We start from the raw sequence: 24,941 nt of genomic DNA, 5'->3' as shown, positions 1-24,941 counted from the left end.
CAACAAGTCGTTTTGCTATTTACATGCATAATTATTATCAATCAGTAGAGCCGATGAATTATTCTGACTTCAATATTTTCAGCGAGCCATAGCTTATAAAAAGAACTGCCTGCACGAAAGCAAGAAATATATTAAACTTAAATATCCCTTGCAGAGTGGAAACATCTATCGTTAGAACGCCCACAATTACTGCTAGAACTTCGACAGCAATCGTAATGGCAGGATTAGTGGCCCATCCTCTGCTCAAAACCAAAGAAAAGGAAATACCTGCCATCAAATTAAAGCAGCTACCCGTAATACTTAATACCAACTCCGTATTAAGGCCCGTATAGTTTTTACCTAGTATCCACAGCACTTGGTTTGGGAAAAGCCATACGGTGCCTACAATGCACAAACACAAGACAAACAGGCCACCTTCAATCTGTAGATAACGCGCCATAATCATCTTCCTGCCCCCATCCAAGCGGGCGAAGCGAGGTATAACCAAGGTGGTGAGCAGGGCGGTAAACAGATTGAGCACCATGCCTAGCCGTGACAAGGCGCCGACTTGGGCAATAGACGAAGTGGAGCCAAATATCGAAATCAGCCACACGGTTATCTGTCCTGATGCGCAGTAATAGATAGTGCCCGGCAGCACTCGCTTGATCACCTTGAAAATAGCCGCTCTGATTTCAGGATCAGGCTTTTGGGTGAGGTCTACGTATCCATCGGAGATTTTGTGCAGCCGCCGGTTGCCCCAAATCTGTGGCAAGCCTGCCGCCAATACAGCCACGAAGGCCCACGGAAATATAAAAATGGTGAGCACCAGCAGTAGCAGACGCCCGACGTTGACGCCCACTTGGGTTTTCTGAAGTGGAGTTATGTCTTGCTGCAGCTTGGGTCCAATTTCCAGCAGCGTGTTGGAGAGGCCGGTATAAAACGCCGGAATAGTCGCTAGCAAGAGCAGGGTCGCCATCAGCCAGCTGGCCCCGTGATGTCGTAGGAGCCCTATCAGAATAGGAGCCGCAATTATTAGGCTTCCTATCGCAAACTTATTGCGTAAGTCGAGGCCGGTAGCCATAACCGTCCCGAGCTTCTCTCGGTCTTGCCACACCTTGCTGCCTTGCGACATTACCCCCGTTGAGATGCCACCATCGGCCAACAAGACCATGGTACCCAACATAGTGTTGGCCAGGGTGTAAAGCGCGTATTCCTGGGTGGGAAGAAGCCGAATTACCAAGATTCCGCAAAGAAAGCTAATGGCTTGGACTGCAATCTGCGCTGATCCTGTAATAGTAATCAGCCTTCCCCATTCTAATGCCCGCGCATAAGTTGGATGCTGTAATATGCGCTGAACGGATGCTCTCATACGAAATCTGATTTGCCAGAAACCTTCTATGCAAGTGGTATTTGCCTTAGAAGCTTAATCACTTATGGGTTGAATTGTAAGGTTAATACGGTGCGATAATTTTATCCACAGTGAATATGTAATAGCGTAAGTATTCAAGGCGTAATGGTAATGCACGCGTGCTGGTAGTTACACGGTAGTAGCTGCCATCCCGGGTGCAAATATCCTCTATTATTCTTTATCCTGTTTTTAGAGCCTTGACGAATAGCCAGTGAAAGTTGTGTGAGCTGATACGCTAGCTTCTGCCTGCACCGGATTTTTGACACCTCGTTCTGCCTAGTTGCAGTTGCAATACCAGAGAGGGTTTCAGGGACAACACTTGTATTCTCGGCACCTACAACCAAACGATACACATTGCAAAAAACCTTGACTAACAACCCGATAGCACAACAAGCACGCCACGAAAATGGGCTTCCCTTACTGTCTGCTGTTACATAAGCATCAAAAGCTTGCATGGCGAGTATTTGACAACCGAATACAGGCTGTTCCTTAGCCCTATTTAGGATGATTTACTTTGCTGCAAGTAGCTCAAAGGCTCTATTAACAAATTATTATCAGCCAGTAGGCAGCACTCTATCGGTAATGCTTGGCACGCTAGCAATTCAGTGGAAGTACCCAGCCGCTACGCATATATTTTTATGGCTCGTGTAAGTGTTTCTACATTACTCTGAATTCAGTGAACAGTATCTAATCAATACGCTACGTCATTATTTATAACACGCTTTGCGCTATTCTTTTTACGTACAAATAGAATACGTCTTTCTCAAAGCTTTTTGTGTTATTACAGAACGTAATAAAATTACGCATCAATCTTCTGGTGTATCTAAAGCCGCTCCTTTTCTTTATTATTTCATGATGGTGCTCCAAAAAGTCCTTCAAGAAACTTCTTAGTTCTCCGTTCGGCTTGGATGATGCATTTGTTTCATGCCTCCTATAATACCCCCAGATCCGAGTGTTGTCGAAATAAACTTTCGCATCAGCTAGAAATGACCTGAACCACAGTTCATAATCACACACCTGCGTGTTCATAAATAACTCTCCTTCCTGTATTTCCAATTTTCTTAGAAACCCTCTTTTCACCAAGCTGTAATTCCAGTGAAAAGATGATTTAAAAAACAACTTCGAATACATGTTATTCACCAGGCCACCTGGCAGATTCACATGATCTGGATACGTGAAGGTGTGTCCTGTACTGGTAACAAGCACTTCGAACGTACCGGTCACAATATCAATGGTGCTGTCCTGACTGAATAAAGCCAGAAAGCTTTCAATCATGGCAGGATGCATAAGATCATCGGCGTTGAACACCACTACGTAGGTACCTGCCGAATTTCTGTAGGCAGCATTCCAGTTGTCGCCGATGCCTAGGTTGTGCGCATTCCTGAACATTTTCACCCTAGGAACATGCGCGTACAACGACGTAACCAGTTCCCAGGTCCCATCCGTGGAGCAATCGTCCTGAAAGACGATTTCTATATTATCATACGTCTGCTGCAAACAACTCTCCAGTGTTTCTTGGACATACTTTACAGCGTTGTATGTCGGAACAATGATTGAAACAAGGGGACGGCCAAGCATCGACGGAAATTTTAAGTGGAATTCCAATTCCTGTTTAGAATAATACTAGCATTTCCTAGGACTATATCCTCAGCTCTCATTTTAACAAGCTTTCCAATAGACCCATGCTATGACTTAAAATTCCGTTCACAAATATAGCAACAAAGCGCTTACCCTGCATAAAATATACATAAATACTAAAATAGTACAATAAGATAGTTATCCTATTCTTTCTTTATATCTGACTATATAGTGTGTGGTATCAGCTTCAAAGTCAGACGTTTTCACGTGAAGAAATTCAACTAGTAGTGTGTGCGGTGCCAAGCCTTTGCAGCCAAAGGAGGAACAGCTAAAGCTCGACTATATACGAAGTATGTACTGTGGTTGTATTTCACCAGCTGCCTTCCAGCTCATAAAACCGGATGCTTTCCAGCTCATTCCTAGATAATCCAGTTAGAAGGACGGCCTCTTCTACTCAGTGCAGCGTACCTACCTATGGCATTAACAGCGCTGAACTACGGCCCCAGCGGGGTCATTTCATACCCGGCAGCTTTAGTACATTCTTTAGTAGCCCGAAACTCACGGGTTGGACTAGGCTTTGTCGAGCGCTAGCGAGAGTAGTTGCCCACCTTATTTTGCGAGACACACAACCTTTTGCCACAATACCTGTTTACCCGCCTTGGACTCTTTGCCTCAGGCAATACTTACCGTTGACTCACTACCCCCTCTGTCTGGAAGCACTTCACCCATGCAGCCTTATCCAATTAGGTGGTGTCCATCACAACGGCTTTTCATCTGACTTGCGCCGCATCCGGCCGCTTACCGATCAGTTGCGTAAGAAAGTAGCTGCTTTTTCAAGTATATGAAACAAATGACACGGACGCTCCGGCTTCTGCTTGGTCTCCTCCTGCTTGCTCCCCTCTGGCTGCAAGCTCAGTCTACCACTCTGCCACAGGCAAATGGCACCGAGTACACCCTCACACAATGTTTGAACGAGGCGCTGACCAATCAGCCCTTGGTACGACAGGCAAACATTGATCAGGAAATCACCCGGTCCTCCAATCAGATTGCCTTGTCGGCCTGGCTACCGCAGGTGGGCTTTACTGGTACGGCGCAGCACTATTTGCAGCTGCCCTTCACGATTTTCCCTGACCCCGCTACCGGAACCCTACTTCCACGCCAGCTAGGCGTGCGCAACGTCACGACGCTGGGGTTGAGCGGCACGCAGGTTATCTACAACAACGACGTGAATTTGGCCGCGCGGAGCAAGCGCTTCAACTCACGGGCCGCCGAGCAAAACACGGTAAACGTGAAAATTGCCACGGTAAGCAATGTCAGCAAAGCCTTCTACGACGTGCTCCTGGCTCAACGCCAGCTCGACGTATTCACCCAGGACATTGCCCGCTTGCAACGCAACTACCGCGACGCCCGCGTCCGGTACGAGACGGGAGTAGCCGACAAAACTGAGTATTTGCAGGCGGAAGTGTCGCTCAACAACTCGTTGGCGGGGCGTAAGCAGGCGTTTGAAGCCGTAAATGCCCGCTTGGCTTATCTCAAGCAGCTCATGGGCCTGCCACCGGAGCGCGCGCTGGCTTTGCAGTACGATACGCTCAAGCTGGAAATAGATGCCGTTGTGGATACCACCGTGGCGCTCAACATCAACAACCGCATCGAGATTCAGCAGCTGCAAACCGAAAAAGCGTTGCAGGATCTCAACGTAGATTACTACCGCCTGGGCTTCCTGCCGTCAGTGTCGGCGTTTGCCAACTACAACTCGGTGTTCCAGAACAATGAAGTGAGCGACCAGTACCGCACCCGCTTCCCTAACTCTTATCTGGGAGTTCAGTTGGGTTTGCCCATCTTCACGGGCTTCCGGCGCACCCAGAACATCCGGCGGGCGCGCCTGCAAAACACGCGCCTCGACGAAGACATTGCCAATACGCGCAACCAAATCAACACCGAGTACGCCACGGCGCTAGCCACGTACAAAGGCTACTACACCGAGTACTTGCTCGGCAAGCGCAACCTAGAAGCCTCCAAGGAGGTGTACAACGTTATCAACCTACAATACCGGGAAGGCATTCGGGCCTACGTTGATTTGATAGTGGCCCAAACGACACTGCGCACTTCGCAGCTCAACTACTACACCGCGCTGTTTCAGGTACTGAGCAGCAAAGTGGATTTGCAGCGCGCCATCGGCGAGTTGCCCGTTTCTTACTAAGCTCCTGCTGCTCTATTTTTTATATGAAGAAGACCCTTCTTGCCCTGTCTTATGCCGTGGGCCTGTTTGCCTGGACGAGCTGTGGCAACAAAGACGCCGACAAACCAGCTGGGCCACCGCCCGCCACTCCCGTCACGCTGGTAGATGCCCGCGTCACCGATGCAATATATTACGACGAGTACCCGGCTACCGTGGTGGCCATCAACACGGTAGAGTTGCGCAGCCAGGTGGCAGGCTTCATCACCAACATCTACTTCAAGGAAGGTGAGATGGTGCCTAAAGGCAAAACGCTCTATGAAATCGACCGCCGCCGCTACCAGGCTGCCTACCAGCAGGCGCTAGCCGGCTTGCGCAGCACCCAGGCCACCGTGCAAAACGCGCAAGTGAACCTGGAACGCTATCAGCGGCTAGCACAGCAAGACGCTATTGCCAAGCAAGTAGTGGACAACGCCTCCACAGCTTATGCTACCGCCCAAAGCCAGGTAGCAGAAGCCCAAGCCGGCGTAGCCCTCGCCCGTACCGACCTCGATTATTCCTTGGTAAAAGCTCCTTTCGCGGGGCGCATCGGCATTTCGCAGGTACGCTTGGGCTCCCAGGTTAGCCCCGGCAGCACGTTGCTTAACACCATCAGCGGAGAAAATCCGATGGCCGTTGACTTTGTTATTCCAGCTTCCGACCTCAGCCGCTTTGCTGATTTAGAGCGCCAGGCCAGCACCCGCGACGATTCCACATTCCGCTTGGTGTTGCCCAACGGCTCCGCTTACAAACAGCCGGGCAAGATGCTCGCCATTGATCGAGGGGTAAACCAGCAGACGGGTACCGTCCAGATTCGAGTGCAGTTTCCGAACCCAGGGCGAGAGCTGAAAGATGGCATGAGCACCGTGCTACGCGTACTCAACCGCCAGTCGGGCCGCCGCGTTGTGGTACCCTACAAAGCCATTATCGAGCAGATGGGCGAAAACTTCGTGTTCGTAGCCGGCGACAGCAGCAAAGCGCACCAACGCAAGGTGCAGCTTGGCCCCCGCCTGCGCGACCAGATTGTGGTAATGGAAGGCCTCAAGCAGGGCGACAAAGTGATAACCGAAGGCATCCAGCGCTTGCGCGAAGGTGCCCCCATTCAGGTGGGCGCCCCAGCTCCCGTGCAGGCCCAGGCGGGCACGCCAGTCCAGGCCCAAGGCAACCAGCCTACACCGGCCACGGCCAAATAATTAGGCGCCCTGTGGCCCCGAGACGCTGATTTGCGCCTTCCCACCGGACGCGTCATACGTTGAGCTTCTCCTTCAGGCAGGGTTCAACCGCGAGGCGCCCATCAGCGCCTCTACACCGCCCAAAGTAACGACCTCATGATTGCAGAAACCTTTATTCGGCGCCCCGTTACGGCCATTGTCAGTTCGCTGGTGATTGTGCTGGTGGGGGTGCTGGCCATCCTGAACTTGCCTGTTGGGCAGTATCCGGAAATTACGCCGCCCACCGTATCGGTAAGCGGCACCTATACCGGGGCTGACGCCCAAACGGTGGAACAAACCGTGGCTACGCCCGTGGAAGTGCAAGTGAACGGTACGCCCGGCATGACGTACCTGCAAAGCAACAGCACCAGCAACGGTCAGATGAGCATGACCGTGAACTTCGAGGTGGGCACCGACATCAACATTGCCGCTCTCGATGTGCAGAACCGGGTGGGCATAGCCTTGCCTACGCTGCCCCAAGAAGTGCAGCGCCTCGGTATGATTGTCCGGAAGCGGAACCCGAGTATTCTGATGCTGGTAGCCATGTATTCGCCTAAAGGCACGCACAGCACCACTTTCCTCGACAACTACGCCAACGTATTTATCAAAGACGCCCTGTTGCGGACCAAAGGGGTAGGTGACATTGTATCGCGCGCCGACGACTTCTCGATGCGCGTGTGGCTGCAACCCGACAAACTTTCGCAGCTCGGCGTTACGGCGCAGGAAGTAACGGCCGCTATTCAGGAGCAGAACGCCCAGATTGCGGCGGGTTCCATTGGGGCGCCACCGCAGCAAACCGGCCAGACCTTCGAATACATTGTGTTCGTGAAAGGCCGCCTAACCACCACCGAGGAATTCGGCAACATCGTGGTGAAAACCCAGCCCGAAGATGGTTCGCTGGTATACCTGAAAGACGTGGCCCGGTTAGAACTCGGCAAATTCAACTACGGCAACAATTCGTTTGTGGACGGCAAGCGGGCCGCGTATCTGCTGGTGTACCAGGCTCCCGGCGCCAACGCGTTGGAAACGTTCGAGAACGTAAATGCTACCATGGAAAGCCTGAAGCAGCAGTTTCCCGCCGATCTATCCTATGTTGTGCCGTTCGAAGCAGCGTCGGTGGTGAAGGTGTCTATTGAAGAGGTGCTGCATACGCTGGTAGAAGCCCTGTTGCTGGTGGTAGTGGTGGTGTTTTTGTTTCTGCAAAGCTGGCGCTCCACGCTTATTCCGGTGTTGGCTATTCCGGTGTCCATTGTGGGTACGTTCATCTTCTTTATCCCGCTGGGCTTTACCATCAACACGCTGACGATGTTCGGCTTCGTGTTGGCCATTGGTATTGTGGTCGATGACGCCATTGTGGTGGTGGAAGCCGTGGAGCACAACATGAACGAACGAGGCATGAACGTGATGGATGCCACCATGGCGGCCATGCGAGAAATATCGGCTCCGGTTATTGCTATTGCCCTGATTCTGGCGGCGGTGTTTGTGCCGGTAGGTTTCATTCCTGGTATCACGGGCCGCTTGTATCAGCAATTTGCTATTACCATTGCTATTTCGGTGCTGATTTCGGCCTTCGTGGCCTTGTCACTCACGCCAGCATTGTGCGTGCTGCTGCTCAAGCCGCACAAGCGCGACGCCAACTCCGGTGGTATCGACAAGCTGTTCTTCAAGTTCAACACCTGGTTTGATAAGGTCACCAACAAGTACGGCAACGGCGTGCACCGCGGCATCAAGAACTCGCGCTTTGTGGTCGTTATTCTGGTGTGCATTGTGGCGGCCACGGCCTTCCTGTTTATCAAGAAGCCGGGTGGCTTTATTCCGACCGAAGATGAAGGCCGGATTATCGTAACCTTCAACTTGCCGGAAGCATCCTCCACGGCCCGCACCGTGAGTACGCTGAACGAGATTATGAAGGAACTGAGTCAGATCAAAGGCATTCGGCACTACGCGGGCTTAGGTGGCTTGAACGCCGTTAACTTCTCCTCGAAATCAAACAGCGGCACGGTGTTTTGCCAGCTCGACCCATGGGAAGAGCGCAAAGACAAAGAGCTGCAACTGCAAAGCCTGATTGCCAACGTGCAGCAGCGTTTGAGCCGCCTGAAAGAAGCCAACATCGTCGTGATTTCGCCGCCGGCTATTCCCGGCCTTGGCAACACCGGTGGCTTCTCGTTTGTGCTGCAAGAGCGCGAAGCCGGAGGCGACATCAAGAACTTTGACGCGCAGTTGCAAAACTTCCTGGGGGCCCTACGCAAGCGTCCTGAAATTGCCAGCTCTTTCTCGTTCTTCACTGCCAACACGCCCGGCTATCAACTCACCATTGACCGGGAGAAGGCCAAGAAACTTGGAGTTTCAATTTCCGATGTAGGTACCGCTCTGCGCACCTACCTAGGTAGCGCCTACGTCAACGACTTCACGGTGTACGGCCGCAACTTCCGCGTTGTGACCCAAGCCGACTCGATGTTCCGCGGCGACATCAGCAACCTCGGGCAGTATTATGTGCGCAATAGCACAGGCGGTATGGTGCCGCTGAGTACCCTTACCTCCTACGCCCGTACGGAAAGCGCGCCACTGATTTCGCACTACAACTTGTTCCGCTCGGCCGAAATCAACGGTAACCCCGCTCCCGGCTACAGCTCCGGCGACGCCATTACGGCGTTGCAGGAAACTGCTGCGCAGGCGTTACCGCAGGGCTACGGATTCGAGTTTTCGGGTTTGAGCCGCGAAGAATTGCTGGCGGGCGGCCAGACGGTGTACATCTTCGCCCTGTCGATTGCCTTCGTGTTCCTGTTCTTGGCTGCGCTGTACGAAAGCTGGTCGGTACCGTTTTCGGTACTGCTGGCGGTGCCGGTAGGAGCCTTCGGAGCTATTCTGGCCCTCACGTTCCTGCCCAAGCTCACCAACAACGTGTACGCCCAAATCGGTTTGATTACGCTGATTGGTTTGTCGGCTAAAAACGCCATTCTGATTATCGAATTCGCCAAGGAACGGGTAGACAAGGGCATGCCGCTGGTGGATGCCACGCTGGAAGCGGTGCGGCTGCGCTTGCGCCCTATCGTAATGACCTCGCTGGCCTTCATTCTGGGGGTACTGCCGCTGGTGTTTGCATCCGGAGCCGGTGCCCAAAGCCGTCAGACTATTGGCTGGACGGTGCTGGGCGGTATGCTTTCGGCTACGCTGCTGGCTATCTTCATTGTGCCGGTGTTGTATGTCATCATCACGCGCTTCGCTTACGGCAAAGAGAAACTGGCCGAACTAGAAGCCAACTATAAGCCCGACGAAGAGCACGGTGGCCCCGCTCCCGACAAGCCAGCCGGCGAAGGCCAACACCCGGCGCCGAGCACGGCGTAACAGCATTGTTTGTCGCCCAGCAGCAAGCCACCTCATAGCGCCGCTGCTGGTCATAAAAGCCCTGGACTATAAGCTTCCAGGGCTTTTTTGTATCCTTAAGCCTCCAATCTGCATTCTACTTTCTATGAAAAAGCTTCTGCTAACCCTTGCCCTTGGCACCTGCTCCCACCTACTGCTAGCGCAGCAGGTTATTTCGGTGTACTCGGTCACTATTCCTAATTCCAAGCCGAGCGACGTTAAGGAAACCACTATCACCGAGTCGAACGGTGGTATTCGCGTTTCCAACGTTATTCAGCCCACGCTAACCGTATTCAAACCAGCCAAGGACAAAGCCAATGGCACGGCCGTTATCATTTGCCCAGGTGGTGGCTACGCCCGCTTAGCCATCGACCATGAAGGACTGGATGTGGCCAAGCGGCTCAACGAAATGGGCATCACAGCCTTTGTGCTCAAGTACCGCCTGCCCAACGACCAAAGCCAGCCCGACAAAAGCATTGCCCCGCTACTCGATGCCCAGCAATCCATTCGGTTGGTGCGGCAGCGGGCTACGGAGTTCGGCGTGAATCCGGGCCGCATTGGCATCATGGGCTTTTCGGCGGGTGGGCACCTGGCTTCTACGGCGGGTACGCACTTCGCCAAGCCCGTCGGCCAAGACCCCACCAACACCTCCGTCCGGCCCGATTTTCTGGTGCTACTCTACCCCGTTATCAGTTTCGCTGATAGTCTGATGCACGGTGGCTCCCGCACCAACTTAATCGGCAAGACCCCGGCGCCCGACCAAATTAAACTCTACTCCAACGACCAACAGGTAACCGCCCAAACGCCGCCCACTTTCCTCGTACACGCCGCGGATGATAAGACAGTTAAGGTGCAGAACAGCTTACGCTTTTACGAAGCGTGCCTGCACCACGGCGTACCCGTTGAGATGCACCTCTACCCCAAAGGCGGCCACGGCTTCGGGATGAACAACAAAACCACCAACGATAAGTGGGTGGAACGCCTACAAAATTGGTTTGACGCCAACGGTTGGCTGGCAAAGTAGCCTGATAAGCAATATTTTTTCTTGTAGACAGAGCCCTTGAGACAAACTCTCAGGGGCTCTGTCGTTTATGGATCCTTTGGCTGGTTCTTGCTATTGTTATTATATCTCAAAATCGTATAGTTTATTTCAACTATCCAAGCTCGTCCATCGTACTGGCACGGTGCTTGCAAACTTGCTTCTCAAGTGAGTGAAAGTTTCTTAACCTGAAAAAATATTTGTCATGAAAAAGGTCAGTTTGATTCTCGCCCTGGTTTTGATGTTTGCTTCTGTTTTCAGTTACTCTACGCAGGCTCAAAACCGCATAAGCTCGCACGCTAAAGGAGCCGTAATTGGTGGCTTGGGTGGTGCCGCCGCTGGTGCCCTTATCAACAAGCGCAACCGCGTAGTAGGTGGTGCAGTAGGTGGCGTTGCTGGTGCTGGTCTGGGCTATGCAATTGGTAAAAACGCCGACAACAAGCGCAAAGCTGAAGCTGCCCGGGTTGCTGCCGCCAACCGCGCCGAAGCCAACCGCGTAGCCGCTGCTCGTCGCGCCGAAGCCCAACGCGCCGCCGCTTATAAATCTGGTTTAGAACAAGGCAGTGCCTTGGCCGCCAGAAACTCGGCTGCTCCTGCTGGCGCTGCTGCCCTCACGGCTGGCACCGGTGCCGGTGTGATGTACACGCTCAACTCCAACGCCAGCCAGGCTGCTTACGCTCCTACGGCTTCGGGTCTGTCTTACTTACCCAACGCGGCATACGGCGACCGTACGAGTGCCTATCCTAGCTCGGAAGTTCGCAGAAAGAGCTGGTAGTTCTTTCGCGTTCTGAAACAGAAAACCCGGGCCTCTTGGCCTGGGTTTTTTCATCCTCCCCCATCAACCAACTTACCAAACCCTTATTCTCATGAAAACCTATTTCGGCTGGCTGCTTGCGGCAGCTTCCCTGGCATCTTGCTCGTCGTCTGAAAACAAGCCTGCAGAAGCCGTGAACGTCTCGACTCTCAACCAGCAGTTCATTGGTGCCTGGAACAGCAGAAATACCGCGCAGCTCGACACCCTGCTGGCCGACGATATTCAATATTCGCAAGGGGAAACGCACTACAAAGGCAAGTCGGAAGTATCCGACAAGTGGGTGCGCGCTACGCTAGGCACCATCACTGACCTGAAAACCTACGCTACCACCTCCGGGGCCGATACCCAGATAGCCTACGAGGCCGGCACGTTCTCCACGGAAGTAGTACCCGAAGGCCCTAACTCGCCCCGTGGCGAGGGCGAAGGCAACTTCATTTTACTCTGGAAGAAGAACGCCAAAAACGCCTGGAAACTTAGCTACGTGCAGCTGGAAGGCTTGCCGGTTCGAGTTAAGTAATAAACCAGTCCTGCTGTTTCATCAAGTACACCAGGGTACCAGTTGGCACGGGTCCTGCTCCTTCTTCCGTTAGTAATAAAGCTCTAGTTTCAACGGCCACTGCGCCTACTGAATCAGCGGGGCGAGATATTTCTTCGACGCTGGCGTGGGCTTCTGTTTCGGTACCGTCTGGAAACACGAGGTGTATGAGCCACTGCGAGTGTAAATCGTAGGTCTGCAACAGGGGTAGCAGTTGCGCTGGCAGCAACAAGACGCCCAGGCCTGTCAGGCTAACGCTCTTTTCCACTTGCATCAACAAATCCTGCCCCATACCCTCTGTACGTTGAAAAGCCCCCGGCAACTAGTTGCCGGGGGCTTTTGCTTTTACTTATACCTTAACAACAGGGTGTTATTGCGTCTCGGTGGGCCGTGTCAGATACTCTTCGCCATCATACACCGGCGCCATGTTATGCTCTTCCTCTTGCGTAAACAGGCGGGAACGAATCAGAAACCGAACACCCAAGGGAATTTCCAGCGAGAAGCTAGCCCCCCGGCCTTTCACAACATCCACCGTCAGTTGGGTGTGCCTCCAATAATCGAATTGGCTGGCGCTCATAAAGAAGTTGCAGTCGTGAATCTGGCCAAGCCAGACGTCGTTGGTACCCACCCGAAACTCGCCGGCGGCAAAGCACATGGGCGAAGACCCGTCGCAGCAGCCACCACTTTGGTGAAACATAAGGGGGCCGTGCTCGTCGCGAAGCAGGTCGATGGTAGCCTCGGCGGCTGGGGTTACGAGTACGCGGGGAGTTGGTTCGGTATGCATGTAGGCGGTTGTTGGTTCAGGAGTACGAGCGGTAGCCCGCAGCCAGACAAGGAGGCTACAGGAGTTTACTTTTGATTGTAAGGAGCAACAACTCCTTTGCGGACGTAGGTGTACACAGTGCCGGTCCTCAGATTCTGCACGCGCACAACGCCTCTTTGTATAGCTGACATGTTGTAGCGAATTCCGAGGCTTGGCTCATAAATGATTTTCAACTTCCCGTCTTCATAGTAGTTGGAGCCTTCTTGCATTCCGTTTGGCATGGGCGGTGGAACAGGCTGCTTATTCAATAGGACCGCAGACTGCACCTCCCTTGTTTTTTGCAACGACCAATCCGGGTTCTTCTGGCCAGGGATGGGCAGCTTTTGGGCATGCGCTGAACTACCGACAAACAACATTGCCCCAACCACAAGCATCACCTTACACGAATCAGGCATAATCATCAGCTAATTAAGCACATCCGTTGATAATGACGAATGTTTCTCTTAAAGCGTTGCGCCAGTCTCGATAAGGGAACAAATAACTGGTAGCGAAATGAAAAAAGCCGCCGGGCTGAGCTTACCGAACCATCTCGGTGGAGTAGTAACCACCCTAGTGAGATGCTTCGGTAAGCTTAGACCGACAGCTTTTCTTTTTTGTACTAGCCTAGAAGAACCCGAGCTTCTGCTGGCTATAGGAAATCAGCATGTTCTTGTTTTGGCGGTAGTGGCTAAGCATCATCTTGTGGTTCTCGCGCCCAAAACCCGACGATTTGTAGCCACCGAACGGAGCACCGGCCGGATAATCGTGGTAGCAGTTCACCCACACACGACCGGCCTGAATGGCGCGCGGCACTTCGTACAGCTCGTGCGCGTCGCGGGTCCAGACGCCGGCACCGAGGCCGTAGAGCGTGTCATTGGCTATTTCAATGGCTTCCTCTACCGTTTTGAAGGTAGTCACCGATACCACAGGGCCAAAGATTTCCTCCTGGAAGATGCGCATCTTGTTATGGCCGCGGAACATGGTGGGCTGGATGTAGTAGCCCTCGGCCAGGGCACCGTCTTCCTGGTGGTAGGCCTCACCGCCGATCAGCACTTCGGCCCCTTCCGCCTTCCCAATCTCTAGGTAACTCAAGATTTTCTCGAACTGGTCGTTGCTGGCTTGGGCGCCCATCATAGTGTCCATGTCGAGCGGGTTGCCGAGCTTGATGGCTTTCACCCGCTCAATCACGCGGGCAATAAACTCGTCGTAGATGTCTTCCTGCACCAGCATCCGCGAGGGGCAAGTGCAGATTTCGCCTTGGTTGAGGGCGAACATCACCGCGCCTTCAATGGCTTTATCGAGGAAATCATCGTCGGCATCCATCACGCTCTTGAAGAACACGTTCGGCGACTTGCCACCTAGCTCCATCGTCACGGGGATGATGTTTTCGGAGGCGTACTGCATGATGAGGCGGCCCGTGGTGGTTTCGCCCGTGAACGACACTTTCTGGATGCGCGGCGAGGAAGCCAGCGGCTTGCCTGCTTCCAGCCCAAAGCCGTTCACTACATTCACGATGCCGGGCGGCAATACGTCTTGCAGCAACTCCATGAGCACCATGATGGAGGCCGGCGTTTGCTCGGCTGGCTTCATTACCACGCAGCAGCCGGCCGCCAGCGCGGGCGCCAGCTTCCAGGTAGCCATCAGCAGCGGGAAGTTCCAGGGAATAATCTGGCCCACCACGCCCAGCGGCTCCTGAATGTTCATCGACAATGTGGTGGCGTTCAATTCGGTGGCACTGCCTTCCTCGGCCCGAATAACGCTAGCGAAGTAGCGGAAGTGGTCGACGACCAGGGGCAGGTCGGCGGCCATGCATTCCCGAATGGCCTTGCCGTTTTCTACGCACTCCACGGCCGCCAAGTGCGCTAGGTTCTCCTCGATGATGGTAGCCACTTTGTTGAGGATGTTGCTGCGCTCGGTAACCGAGGTTTTGCTCCAGCTCTTAAACGCCTCATGCGCCGCATCAAGCGCTAGTTCGATGTCTTCTTTGGTGCTGCGCGCGACCTTACAAAATGCTTTCCCATCGATAGGAGATGGGTTCTCGAAGTACTGACCTTTGACGGGAGCTACCCACTTACCGCCAATGAAGTTGTCGTAGTGTGACTTAAATTGGGGCCGGGCAACGAGAGTGGTGGGTTTTTCTAGGGTTTCCATCAGCGCTAAAGTGAGGTTGGAGTTCGATACCCCAAGCTACCCGTCTGCCTGCCCAAATAGCTGTAGTATTCTCTCACAAAAGCCACCTATTGTCGCAACTTATACCCCCCTTCCTGCCTTTGTAGATACAGAAGCCGCTACCCGTAAGTGATGACTCACTATCTTGTAGTGGTGACCTAGTGTCTGCGCTCCTTTTCTGCTCCATGATATTCCCCCGAACTCATGCACCCATCCCACCTGCCCGCTCCCATTGCACTACGCCAAGCCGACCAACTCACTTCATTGGTTGAAAACCGGACGGTCTATACGTTAGAGGCCTTTGAGTTGAATGTGTTCGAAACGCACCGCACCGCGCACCAGGTACCGCTTAGCATGGGCAACCTGGTTTTAACCACCATGTTGCGTGGCAAGAAAGTGATGCACCTCGCTGGCCGGCCATCATTCAACTACTTACCCGGCGAGTCAGTGGTGGTTGGCCAAGAGGAAACCATGCTCATCGACTTTCCCGAAGCCGACGAAGATAACCCCACGCAGTGCCTTGCCGTGGCTATTCCCAACGACACTATCCGCCAAACGGTGGATTTGCTGAACGAGCAGCAGCCCCGCGCCGAGGAGCACTTGCCCTGGCAGCTCGACACCCTCGACCACGCTCACTTTCAGAACACCCCCGAGCTTACCGGCACCCTAGAGCGCCTCGTGCAGCTTTCCCGTGACACGGGCCGGGTGAAGGACGTGCTAGCCACGTTCACTATTCAGGAAATGCTGGTGCGCCTGATGCAGACCCAGGCGCGGCAGCTCATTTTCCACAACTACAAGCAGCACGTAACGTCGCACCGCTTCGCGGCGGTGGTGCAGTACATCAAGCAGCATCTTACCGAACAGATTACGGTGGAGAAGCTTAGCGCCTTAGCTTGCATGAGCAAAGCCACTTTTTTCCGGGTTTTCAAGCGGGAACTGGGCCTCACTCCTATCGAGTATATCATACAGGAGCGGCTGGCCGAGGCCAAGCGTTTGTTGCGCAACCCGCTTACTTCGGTGGCGGATGTCTGCTTCCGGGCGGGCTTTAACAATACGGCGTATTTTCAGAAACTCTTCAAGCAATACGAAGGCATGACGCCAGGCCTCTACAAAAAGCAGCACGCGGTGTAAGCAATTATTTGGCGGTAATTAGCCTACTTGCATTCGTGGCAGATTCTATTACCTCCATTTTTCAGCTACCAGCTCGCCATAAGGCCCTAGTGGCCGCACTTACCTGCGAGAAGATGCAGCCCCTCTACGCCGATTTCTGTGAAGCAGAGGAATGGGGCGACCTAGCCTTATACGCCCGTGGCATCGATGCCTTATACAGCTTCAGCCTCGGCAACTCCACCACGGCAGCAACCCAGGTCCTGACGGAAACGCACCATCTGTTTCCGGATTTAGATGAGTTCGACAACCTGTTGGTATCGTATGCTTTCGATGCGTGCGTTGTGCTGTACGAGGCGCTACTCTTCGTTTCCACCCAGCAGGAAACGCACTTCCACAACCATCTGACCGCCGTAACGGAATGCATCGACACGTTTGTGCAGATGTATCAGGAGCTTGACCCGGACGAGGAAGACTTCAACGAGATACTGCAAGCCGACCCGTACATGCGGCAGGAACAGGCAAGGCGCGACAAGCTGTTGGCGGCCTTGCAGCCGGTTGCCGATGTTACGCCCGCTACTGTTGCGGCCCTAAAAGCGCTCAATGGCATTTACCCGATGGTGGCGCTACAGCGCCTGGCCGGGCTCTAGCGGAATATCGGCGGGTAGTTACGCGAGGCAAGTCTTTTAAGCATAGCACTGCCACCGTAGACCGTTCTTGAAAACCTTCTGCCTTCTTTCGTGGTATCTGAGGCCGTACTCGTTGCTGCCGTAGTGCAGCGGCGGCAATAGCATCACATGAAAGAAGCAGCAAGGGTTGTCTCGCAACCCGCCGCGCCCGAGGACGCGCGTCCTGATTTTCCGGTTCCTCATCCTCCCCTTGCGCCGGCGCTGGTGTGGCTGATGGCCGCCACCTGCGGGCTAGTAGTAGCCAATATCTACTACAACCAGCCTTTGCTAGCCGAAATCGGCCGCACGTTTCAACTCTCTGAAAGCAAGGTGAGCTTGATAGCCACCATCACACAAGTCGGCTACACGATTGGCTTGCTATTCGTGGTGCCGCTTGGCGACAAACGGGAGCGGAAAAGTTTGATTTTGGTGCTGCTACTGGCCGCCGCAGTGTGTCTGGCCGCCGCGGCGTTTGCTCCATCGTTTGCCGTTTTGGCCGTTGCCAGCCTCTGCATTGGCATTTTCTCGGCGGTTCCGCAACTGTTAGTGCCCATGGCGGCTTCCTTGGCGTCCAATGAAGAGCGAGGCCGGGTGGTAGGCAAAGTGATGAGCGGGCTGCTGATTGGTATTCTAGTTTCGCGCACGATAAGTGGCTACGTGGGCGCGCATTTCGGGTGGCGCACCATGTTTTGGGTGGGTGCTGCCATCATGGTGGTGCTTACGGGTATTCTGGCCCGGATGCTGCCGCGCAATCAACCCCAATTTGCGGGCAGCTACGGTAGCCTGCTCCGCTCGTTGGGCACCCTCACCCGCGACCTGCCCGTGCTGCGGCGCTCGGCGTTGGTGGGTGCCTGCATGTTCGGCGGGTTCAGCGTGTTCTGGACCACCTTGGTTTTCTTTTTGGAAAGCGACGCCTACGGCTATGGCAGCGACATAGCCGGGCTTTTCGGCCTTATTGGGGCTAGTGGGGCGTTTGCTGCCTCTGCTGCCGGCAAATCAGCCGATACCAAAGGCGCTGACTACGGCCTGAACTTCGGGATTCTGCTGTTTCTGGGAGCGTATGTGCTGCTGGCCTTTGGGGGCTACTACCTGGTGGGGCTTGTCATAGCAGTGGTCATACTTGATGTAGGCCAACAGATGACCCACGTTTCCAACCAAGCTCGCATTTTCACGCTGATTCCGGAAGCGCGCAGCCGCCTCAATACTGTGTACATGACGACCGCCTTCATGGGCGCCTCCGTGGGCTCGTTTACCGGCGCTTGGGCCTGGACGCATTTCCACTGGCCCGGCGTGTGCAGCGTAGGAGTGGCTTTTGGAGTGGCCGCGTATCTGATCAATCGGTTCTACGCCCGGTAAGCCCACACAGCAGGAGCCATGTAGCGCCGAAAGGTTAGCTTCCGTCCCTTCCGTAACAGGAAACCGGTTTCAGGGGGAGCTTACCTAGTTTTGGCGTCAACTAGGGCGTGTAAATTACTCCCACGTGCCGCCTAGTGCCCGTACCAGCTGCACAGTGTACGTTAGCTGGTTGGCTTGCGCTTGCACCAGTAGGCGAGCCGCTTCCAGGCTTTGGCGGTCGGCATCCACAATTTCAAAGTAGTTGGTGAGGCCCGTGCGGTACCGTTCGGCCGTGAGTTGGCCGGCCTGCCGGGCAGCACGCAAGGCGCGTTGCTGAGCGGCCACTTGCTGCTGGCTTTGCTGCACATTGGCAAGGGCGGTTTCCACTTCCTGAAAGGCTACCAACGCGGCCTGTTTGTATTCGGCAGTCAGGCCGTTATATTGGGCTTCGGCCACTTGCTGGTTGGCACGGTTGCGGCCGCCATTGAAGATGGGGATACTTACCACTCCGGCTACGTAGTAGGTGTAGCTGTCGTCGATTTTGGTTAGGCCGTTGAACTCGGCGCTTTGCGACCCAATAAACCCGTTCAGACGGACAGTGGGCAGCCGGGTGAGGCGTGCCACATCAATACGAGCATTGGCGGCAGCTAGCTGGCGCTCGGCTTCGCGCAAATCGGGGCGGCGGGCTAGTAGGTTGGCGGGCACCGTAATGGGTACTGGCGGGGCTAGCAGCAGCGTTGGGCGCGGCACAAGACGGAAGGTACTCGCAGGCTGCCCTGCTAGCGTAGCCAAAGCCGCTTCGAAGCCCTGGCGTTGCCGACGCGTTTCAATGAAGGTGGCTTCCACGCTGGCAAGCTCGGTTTCAGCCCGCCGCACTGATATTTCGTTGTCGACGCCGGCTTTGAAGCGGGCTTGGGTGAGCTGCAAGCTCTGCGCTCGGCCCTGGCGGGCACTATCGAGCACGGCCAATTCCGTGTCAAGTCCCCGCAGCCCGAAGTAATAGGCGGCCGCATCGGCGGTGAGCAGCAAGTGGGCAGCGCGCTGGGCAGCTTCGGTGGCATCGGCCTCAGCGGAGGCAGCCCGCACGCTGCTCCGGATGCGGCCCCACACATCCAACTCATAGCTGACATTCAGCGGAATGTAGTACTGCGTTTGCGTGACGCCGAGGTTACGGTTGCCATTGTCGACGGTAACGGGCAGGGGGCGCAGCGCAGAAAGGCGAGTCCGGTAGGCTTGTGGGTCCAACGAAACCAGCGGCATTCGGTAGGAATTTGCCACGCGCAGGTTGGCGCCGGCTTCCTGCACCCGGGCGGCGGCAGCTTGCAAGCTGAAGTTTTGAGCAACTACTTGCTGCTCAATAGCGGCAAGTTCAGGGTCGTTGAACAGAGCCCACCACGCCGGGGCGGCCGGCGCCTGCTGTAGTGTGGCGGGTGCTTCCGGTGGCTGGCTAGTTGGTGCTAGTCCTGCTACCATCGAATCCTGGCCGGCTTTCCAAGCCGCCGGGGTTGGCACATTGGGTGCTTTGTAGCCAGGGCTGCGGGCACACCCAGCCAAGGCCAGCAACAAGGCGGCGGAGAAGTAATAGGCACAAAGCGTCGGTGAGAATGACTTCATACCGGTTAGTTCTTCTTGTCTTTTTTCTTGTCCTCGTCTCCGGGAGTGGAAACACGCGGGCGGTTGGGGTTGTAGAGCGGGTCAGGGGATTTAGGCTTGGCACCCGTCGGGCCATCCGACTTCTTTTCTTCCTTGGGCTTCCGCATTTCCACTTCTTGGCCTTCGCGCAGGGTTTCGGTAGGGTTGACGACCAGCAGTTCCCCGCCTTTCAGCCCTTTGGCCACCTCCAGTTCGTCGCCAAAGTCGCGGCCAGGCTCGATTACCTGGTAATGAATCTTCTTGTCACGTACCATCACCACGCGCTGCTCCAAGCCACCGGGCACCAGAGTATTGGCTGAAATAACAACACTCGCCCCGGTGCGCGGCACTTGAAAGCGCACCTGCGCAAAAATGCCGGGGCGTAGCAACTGCTCATTGTTGGGCACCTTCACTTCCGTGAGCAAGGTGCGCGTTTCCGGCACCAAAGCGCCAGCTTCCCGCGATACTCTACCCGTGAATGTCCGGTCTGGGAACTCCGGCACGATGACGGCGGCCGGTAAGCCTGTGCGAATACTGGGCACAAAGTTCTGCGGCACGTTCACGAAGGCGCGTATCGTGTCGGTCTGCTCTAGCTTGAACAGTTGCGTACCTTCTGCATTACTGGTTGAAACCAACGACCCCACCTCGATGCTGCGCTGGGTCACGATGCCGGAGAAAGGGGCCGTCACGCGCTTGAAGGCCTGCTGGGCCAGCAACTGATTGACAATAGCACGCTGGGCTTCATACTGCGCCTGCCCCTGGTCGAGTTCCTGCCGCGAAATGGCACCCGGCAGCTCGATGTTACGCAGCCGGTCGTAGGTGGTGCGGGCCAGATTGAGGTTGGCGCGAGCCTGCACCACTTGCTGGTCGAGCTCGGGCGTAGCCACTACGGCCAACAACTGCCCGCGCCGCACTTTCGCGCCAATGTCGGCGTACCAGGACTGCACGAAGCCGTTGGTACGGGCGAAAACGTAGGTTTCGCGGTTGGAGCGCGTGTTAGCAGGCAGTTCCACCCGCGTGGTGTCAGGCGCTTTCTTAGCCGGCTCCACCGTCACGATGGGTAGGGCATTGGCGGCCGCCTGAGCTTCCTCTTTGCGCGCCTTGTCTTTCTTGAGGCGCGGCAGCAGCCCAACCAGCAGTAACCCGATAAACAGTGCGACCACAAGTAGCATGACTATCCAAAACGTGCGTTTGGAGCGCGACTTCGGCTTTTCGGCATCGGTGTCGTCCTCGTCTTCCTCCTCGGTGTCTTCGTCTGCGGCGTCGGTTGGTTTCTTGTTTTTCTTGCCTTTGTCGGCCTTCTCCTTGGCTTCCGCTTCTGCGGCTTCGCGTTCCTTTTTCTCTTCCCTCGACTCACTTTCGCCGAAGTGCATATGGTCGCGTACGGCCTGCTCAGGGCTGTTGTGGTTTACGCCATCATCGGCTGCCGGCTGGTCTTCGTCGTCCTGGTTGGTGGGGCGCTCGGCTTCAGGGTCATCGGAATGAGGGCGTTTTGGAGGATCGAACGGCATAGGAGCGGTAACGGACGGCGAAAGCGAAATAGAGTAGGATACGGTGGGCTAGGCAGCGGCTTTTTGCGTTTTTTCGGCTTCTACCACCACCTGCTTTTTCTTGAGGTAGCTGAACATGATGGGCACGAAAAACAGCGTGGTGAACGTGGCCATAATCAAGCCCCCAATCACGGCCCGCCCGAGTGGGGCGTTCTGCTCGCCACCCTCGCCTAACGCCAGCGCCATGGGCGTAATGCCAATAATGGTGGCTAGGGCCGTCATCAGCACCGGCCGCAGACGAGTTACGCCGGAGTCAATGGCGGCGTCGCGGGGCGAGAGGTCGGGCTGTTCCTCGCGCCGCTCGTTGGCAAAGCTCACCACTAGAATACTGTTCGCCGTGGCCACCCCAATGGTCATGATGGCCCCCATCAACGAAGGCACCGAGAACGTAGTCTGGGTTACGAACAGCATCCAGAGCATCCCTGAAAGCGCCCCAGGCAACGCCATGATGATAATAAACGGGTCGAGCCAGCTTTGAAAGTTGACCACCATCAGCAGATACAACAACACAATAGCAGCCAGTACTCCGAGCGCCAAACCAGTAAACGAAGTGGTCATGGACTCTAACTGGCCGCGCAGCTTGATTTCAGTGCCTTCGGGCAGCTTCTTTTTGGCTTCTTTGATGATGTCGCGGATTTCCTTGCCTACCCCGCCCAAGTCGCGGCCTTCCACGCTGGCGTACACGTCGAGGGAACGTTGGATGTCGTAGTCGCTGACCACGGCCACGGTTTCCGAGCGGCGGGTTTCAGCAAAGCTGCTCAGCAACTGCGCCTGAGGCTGGTTGGCACTCGTGACGCCGATGTTGCGCACATCATCGAGCGTAGTAAGCTCGCGCGGGGGCGTCTGCACGGCCACGGTGTAGTTAACGCCGCTTTCGGGGTTGAGCCACTGGTTGGGGTTGGTTTGGGTGCTGGAACTTAGGTTGACCAGCACGTTGTCGGCGACGTCCTGCTGCGCTAGGCCAGCCTGTTGCGCACGCACCCGGTCCACGTCCAGCCGAATCTGAGGCGTTTTAGTTTGGAAAATAAACGCATCGACAACCCCCGGTATGGCCGCAATCTGCTTCTGAAGCCGCTGCGTTATCTTTTGGTTTTCCTCCACCTTGCGGCCCGTCACCTGCACATCAATGGGGGCAGGCAAGCCGAAATTCAAGGTCTGGTTAACAATGTCGGCAGGCTGGAAAAACACCGTCAGGTCTGGATATTGCTTTTTGAGGCGCCGCCGGATTTCGGTTACGTACTCCTCGCTCGGGCCGTGCTTTTCCTTCAATGACACCCTGATTTCTCCGTCGCCGGGGCCAATTACGGGGTTGTCGCTGAGCAAAAGGTTGATAGGCACGTAAGGCAACCCAATGTTGGAAAGCACCAATTCCAGCTCTTCGGCCGGAATCACCTGCCGAATCACTTGCTCCACTTCTCGGAAACGCCGCTCGGTTTCTTCTACCCGAGTGCCGGTGGGTGTGCGCACGTGCATGCGCAACTGGCCAGCATCCACTTTCGGAAAGAAATCCTGCCCAATGAACGGATACAATGCCATAGAGCCGGCAAACAGCACCACAAAGCAGCCCACCACCAGCGGCCGGTGGTCCAACGACCAATCCAGGGCGTCGCGGTAATGGTCGCGCACCCAGTCAAACCCTTTGTCGAACTTTTTGTGTACGCGCCAGATCCAGCCTTTTTCCAGCTGTTTGGCTGCTTTCTTTTCTTTGGTAGTCAGCGGTTCCTCAGCCGCATCTTCCCCTAAGTCGGCCGATATTTCCTTGTCCATTTCGGTCCGGCGCAGGCGCTCCAGCTCCAAGGCGTGCTTGCTCACTTTGCGGCCGTCGCGGTATTCGTCGCTGGGCATAACGTCGGGGCCCTGGCGGTGGTAGATGGGCAGCTCGGTGCGGAGCAGGCGCATGGCCATGGTGGGCAACAGGGTCCGGGACAGGAAGTAGGACACGAACAGCACGATAATCACCGTCAGAGCCAGTGGGGTGAAAATGGACGAGGCCACACCAGTCAAAAAGAAAATCGGCACGAACACAATGGCCAGGCCCACCGTGGATACCAGCGCGGGCAAGGCAATTTGCCCGGCACCATCCAGAATGGCTTTTTTCACGCCTTTCTTCATGGCCATGTTGCGGTGGATGTTCTCTATTTCCACCGTAGCGTCATCCACCAAGTTGCCCATACTCAGCGCCAAGCCGCTTAGGGTCATGATATTGAGCGTTTGCCCTAGCGCGTTCAGCACGATGATGGCCACCAGTACGCACAGCGGAATAGACAGCGTAATCATGAACGTGGAGCGCCAGGAACCCAGAAACAGCAGAATCATGAGGCCGGTAAGTGCGGCGGCGGCGCAGCCTTCCAGCACCACCCCTTGAATGGAGGCCCGCACGAAAAACGATTGGTCGAAGAGCAGCTTGATATCCAGGCCTTCTGGCGCAGTGGCTTTCACCCGCGGCAACTCCTTTTTGATACCCTCAATAACATCCAGCGTGCTCGCTAAGCCACTTTTAAGAATGGGGATAATAGCCGTGCGCTGGCCGTTCTGGCGCACAATGTTGGTTTGCACAGCCGCTCCCTCGTGCACGAAAGCCACGTCACGAACATAGACCGGCACTCCATCTACCGTTTTGATAGGCAAATCGTTGAGGGTGGCAATGACCTCGGGGCTGCTGTTAAGGCGCACGTCATATTCGCGGGTGCCGAGTTTGGCGACACCGGCAGGCAGAATCACGTTTTGCGTGACCAGCGTTTGCACCACATCGTTGCCAGAAAGGCCCTTACCGGCTAGTGCTTCTGGGTCCAGGTCCACCATAATCTGCTTGGGCCGCCCTCCGATGGGCACCAGCAAGGAAGCACCTTTGACAACGGCCAGTCCCGGCCGGATAAAGGCGCTGCTGGCGTCGTACAGGTCAGATTCTCCGAGGGTTTCCGACGATAGGCTAGCCTGGGCAATGGGCACATTGGAAGCCGAGTAACGGACAATCAGTGGTGCGCCAATGCCTTGGGGGAGCCCCCGCAGCAGGGTAGCCGTAATAGCGGTAATCTGGGCCACGCCCGCATCAGGATCGGTGCCGGGCTGGAAAAACACCTTGATTAGCCCCACCCCTTTTATCGACTGGGACTCCAGATGCTCGATATTGTTGACGGTGGTGGTGTACACCCGCTGGTTGACGGTGAGTACCCGCTTGTTCATCTCCTCGGCGCTCATGCCCGAGTACGACCACACCACGCCCACCACCGGAATGTTCACTTCCGGGAAGATATCCACGGCCATGGTGCGAATAGTCACGATACCACCGGCTATAATCAGCAGCGCCATGACCAAAAACGTATAGGGCCGCGCTATCGCCAACCGCACTATCCACATACAGGCAATTCCTTAAGCTATTGATTGACACGTTCCAACCAGAAATAACCTTACGGAATTTTCAAGCGCATAGCTGAACAAGGCCAAGATGATGTTCAGTGGCACAAGACAGAAAAGCCGCATTCTGCTAGGCAGGATGCGGCTTATAAATCTAACCCTCGCTGTCGTAGGCTGTAGCG

Annotated in this window: 18 protein-coding genes; 9 read left to right on the top strand and 9 right to left on the bottom strand. The window is 55.2% G+C overall.

Features of this window, described 5'->3' with window-relative positions; translation table 11 throughout:
• Positions 1–58 precede the first annotated feature (58 nt).
• Both MTX78_RS04175 and MTX78_RS04170 read right to left on the bottom strand, forming a co-directional pair.
• Entirely contained in the window at positions 59–1,219 is a 1,161-nt protein-coding gene (locus tag MTX78_RS04175) for an MATE family efflux transporter (RefSeq protein WP_243800180.1), read from the bottom strand.
• A gap of 879 nt (positions 1,220–2,098) precedes the next feature.
• A complete protein-coding gene (locus MTX78_RS04170) occupies positions 2,099–2,965 on the bottom strand; it encodes a glycosyltransferase family 2 protein (RefSeq protein WP_243800178.1) in 867 nt (288 codons plus the stop codon).
• 841 nt (positions 2,966–3,806) lie between these two features.
• On the opposite strand from MTX78_RS04170, the gene MTX78_RS04165 reads away from it, so the two are divergent.
• The 6 genes from MTX78_RS04165 (at position 3,807) to MTX78_RS04140 (ending at position 12,124) form a co-directional block, all read left to right on the top strand.
• Positions 3,807–5,165, top strand: coding sequence for a TolC family protein (locus tag MTX78_RS04165; RefSeq protein ID WP_243800176.1), 1,359 nt, complete (start codon positions 3,807–3,809; stop codon positions 5,163–5,165).
• A 23-nt stretch (positions 5,166–5,188) separates the two neighbouring features.
• Positions 5,189–6,373, top strand: a complete 1,185-nt coding sequence (locus tag MTX78_RS04160; RefSeq protein ID WP_243800175.1) for an efflux RND transporter periplasmic adaptor subunit — start codon at positions 5,189–5,191, stop codon at positions 6,371–6,373.
• A 135-nt stretch (positions 6,374–6,508) separates the two neighbouring features.
• The gene (locus MTX78_RS04155; protein WP_243800173.1) at positions 6,509–9,736 is read left to right on the top strand and encodes an efflux RND transporter permease subunit; all 3,228 of its coding nucleotides are present in this window, start codon (positions 6,509–6,511) and stop codon (positions 9,734–9,736) included.
• A 124-nt stretch (positions 9,737–9,860) separates the two neighbouring features.
• Positions 9,861–10,778, top strand: a complete 918-nt coding sequence (locus MTX78_RS04150; RefSeq protein ID WP_243800172.1) for an alpha/beta hydrolase — start codon at positions 9,861–9,863, stop codon at positions 10,776–10,778.
• Positions 10,779–10,998: 220 nt separating this feature from the next.
• Entirely contained in the window at positions 10,999–11,568 is a 570-nt protein-coding gene (locus MTX78_RS04145; protein ID WP_243800170.1) for a YMGG-like glycine zipper-containing protein, read from the top strand.
• A 91-nt stretch (positions 11,569–11,659) separates the two neighbouring features.
• Entirely contained in the window at positions 11,660–12,124 is a 465-nt protein-coding gene (locus MTX78_RS04140; RefSeq protein WP_243800168.1) for a nuclear transport factor 2 family protein, read from the top strand.
• On the opposite strand, the gene MTX78_RS04135 is transcribed toward MTX78_RS04140, so the two are convergent.
• The 4 genes from MTX78_RS04135 to MTX78_RS04120 form a co-directional block, all read right to left on the bottom strand.
• The gene (locus tag MTX78_RS04135) at positions 12,117–12,434 is read right to left on the bottom strand and encodes a hypothetical protein (RefSeq protein WP_243800166.1); all 318 of its coding nucleotides are present in this window, start codon (positions 12,432–12,434) and stop codon (positions 12,117–12,119) included. The genes MTX78_RS04140 and MTX78_RS04135 overlap by 8 nt on opposite strands.
• A gap of 78 nt (positions 12,435–12,512) precedes the next feature.
• Complete coding sequence (locus MTX78_RS04130; protein ID WP_243800164.1) at positions 12,513–12,926, bottom strand: DUF779 domain-containing protein; 414 nt, start codon at positions 12,924–12,926, stop codon at positions 12,513–12,515.
• Positions 12,927–12,991: 65 nt separating this feature from the next.
• The gene (locus MTX78_RS04125) at positions 12,992–13,360 is read right to left on the bottom strand and encodes a hypothetical protein (RefSeq protein ID WP_243800163.1); all 369 of its coding nucleotides are present in this window, start codon (positions 13,358–13,360) and stop codon (positions 12,992–12,994) included.
• 208 nt (positions 13,361–13,568) lie between these two features.
• Positions 13,569–15,095: an aldehyde dehydrogenase family protein gene (locus tag MTX78_RS04120; protein WP_243800161.1), complete on the bottom strand. Its 1,527-nt coding sequence runs from the start codon at positions 15,093–15,095 to the stop codon at positions 13,569–13,571.
• 222 nt (positions 15,096–15,317) lie between these two features.
• Between MTX78_RS04120 and MTX78_RS04115 the strand changes: the two genes are divergently transcribed.
• The 3 genes from MTX78_RS04115 (at position 15,318) to MTX78_RS04105 (ending at position 18,244) form a co-directional block, all read left to right on the top strand.
• Positions 15,318–16,244, top strand: a complete 927-nt coding sequence (locus tag MTX78_RS04115) for an AraC family transcriptional regulator (RefSeq protein ID WP_243800159.1) — start codon at positions 15,318–15,320, stop codon at positions 16,242–16,244.
• A gap of 35 nt (positions 16,245–16,279) precedes the next feature.
• Positions 16,280–16,870 (top strand): DUF416 family protein, encoded by a 591-nt coding sequence (locus tag MTX78_RS04110; RefSeq protein ID WP_243800158.1) that lies wholly within the window; start codon positions 16,280–16,282, stop codon positions 16,868–16,870.
• 147 nt (positions 16,871–17,017) lie between these two features.
• Complete coding sequence (locus MTX78_RS04105) at positions 17,018–18,244, top strand: MFS transporter (RefSeq protein ID WP_243800156.1); 1,227 nt, start codon at positions 17,018–17,020, stop codon at positions 18,242–18,244.
• Between the two features lie 114 nt (positions 18,245–18,358).
• On the opposite strand, the gene MTX78_RS04100 is transcribed toward MTX78_RS04105, so the two are convergent.
• The 3 genes from MTX78_RS04100 to MTX78_RS04090 are packed head-to-tail and all read right to left on the bottom strand — an operon-like array spanning position 18,359 to position 24,714.
• Positions 18,359–19,837 carry an efflux transporter outer membrane subunit gene (locus MTX78_RS04100; protein WP_243800155.1) on the bottom strand — a complete coding sequence of 493 codons (1,479 nt, stop codon included), beginning with the start codon at positions 19,835–19,837 and terminating at the stop codon, positions 18,359–18,361.
• Between the two features lie 5 nt (positions 19,838–19,842).
• Entirely contained in the window at positions 19,843–21,366 is a 1,524-nt protein-coding gene (locus MTX78_RS04095) for an efflux RND transporter periplasmic adaptor subunit (RefSeq protein ID WP_243800153.1), read from the bottom strand.
• Positions 21,367–21,414: 48 nt separating this feature from the next.
• Complete coding sequence (locus tag MTX78_RS04090) at positions 21,415–24,714, bottom strand: efflux RND transporter permease subunit (RefSeq protein ID WP_243800151.1); 3,300 nt, start codon at positions 24,712–24,714, stop codon at positions 21,415–21,417.
• Positions 24,715–24,941 lie beyond the last annotated feature (227 nt).

Source organism: Hymenobacter tibetensis (assembly GCF_022827545.1).
GTDB lineage: Bacteria > Bacteroidota > Bacteroidia > Cytophagales > Hymenobacteraceae > Hymenobacter > Hymenobacter tibetensis.
Note: the sequence above shows the minus strand (reverse complement) of the source record. Positions and strands in the feature narration are given on the sequence as shown.

What these genes read in the sequence shown, in the direction of transcription:
- MTX78_RS04170 (WP_243800178.1), bottom strand. Translation starts at nt 2,965, where the DNA reads ATGCTTGGCCGTCCCCTTGTTTCAATCATTGTTCCGACATACAACGCT.
- MTX78_RS04165 (WP_243800176.1), top strand. Translation starts at nt 3,807, where the DNA reads ATGAAACAAATGACACGGACGCTCCGGCTTCTGCTTGGTCTCCTCCTG.
- MTX78_RS04160 (WP_243800175.1), top strand. Translation starts at nt 5,189, where the DNA reads ATGAAGAAGACCCTTCTTGCCCTGTCTTATGCCGTGGGCCTGTTTGCC.
- MTX78_RS04155 (WP_243800173.1), top strand. Translation starts at nt 6,509, where the DNA reads ATGATTGCAGAAACCTTTATTCGGCGCCCCGTTACGGCCATTGTCAGT.
- MTX78_RS04150 (WP_243800172.1), top strand. Translation starts at nt 9,861, where the DNA reads ATGAAAAAGCTTCTGCTAACCCTTGCCCTTGGCACCTGCTCCCACCTA.
- MTX78_RS04145 (WP_243800170.1), top strand. Translation starts at nt 10,999, where the DNA reads ATGAAAAAGGTCAGTTTGATTCTCGCCCTGGTTTTGATGTTTGCTTCT.
- MTX78_RS04140 (WP_243800168.1), top strand. Translation starts at nt 11,660, where the DNA reads ATGAAAACCTATTTCGGCTGGCTGCTTGCGGCAGCTTCCCTGGCATCT.
- MTX78_RS04135 (WP_243800166.1), bottom strand. Translation starts at nt 12,434, where the DNA reads ATGGGGCAGGATTTGTTGATGCAAGTGGAAAAGAGCGTTAGCCTGACA.
- MTX78_RS04130 (WP_243800164.1), bottom strand. Translation starts at nt 12,926, where the DNA reads ATGCATACCGAACCAACTCCCCGCGTACTCGTAACCCCAGCCGCCGAG.
- MTX78_RS04125 (WP_243800163.1), bottom strand. Translation starts at nt 13,360, where the DNA reads ATGCCTGATTCGTGTAAGGTGATGCTTGTGGTTGGGGCAATGTTGTTT.
- MTX78_RS04120 (WP_243800161.1), bottom strand. Translation starts at nt 15,095, where the DNA reads ATGGAAACCCTAGAAAAACCCACCACTCTCGTTGCCCGGCCCCAATTT.
- MTX78_RS04115 (WP_243800159.1), top strand. Translation starts at nt 15,318, where the DNA reads ATGCACCCATCCCACCTGCCCGCTCCCATTGCACTACGCCAAGCCGAC.
- MTX78_RS04105 (WP_243800156.1), top strand. Translation starts at nt 17,018, where the DNA reads ATGAAAGAAGCAGCAAGGGTTGTCTCGCAACCCGCCGCGCCCGAGGAC.
- MTX78_RS04100 (WP_243800155.1), bottom strand. Translation starts at nt 19,837, where the DNA reads ATGAAGTCATTCTCACCGACGCTTTGTGCCTATTACTTCTCCGCCGCC.
- MTX78_RS04095 (WP_243800153.1), bottom strand. Translation starts at nt 21,366, where the DNA reads ATGCCGTTCGATCCTCCAAAACGCCCTCATTCCGATGACCCTGAAGCC.
- MTX78_RS04090 (WP_243800151.1), bottom strand. Translation starts at nt 24,714, where the DNA reads ATGGCGCTGCTGATTATAGCCGGTGGTATCGTGACTATTCGCACCATG.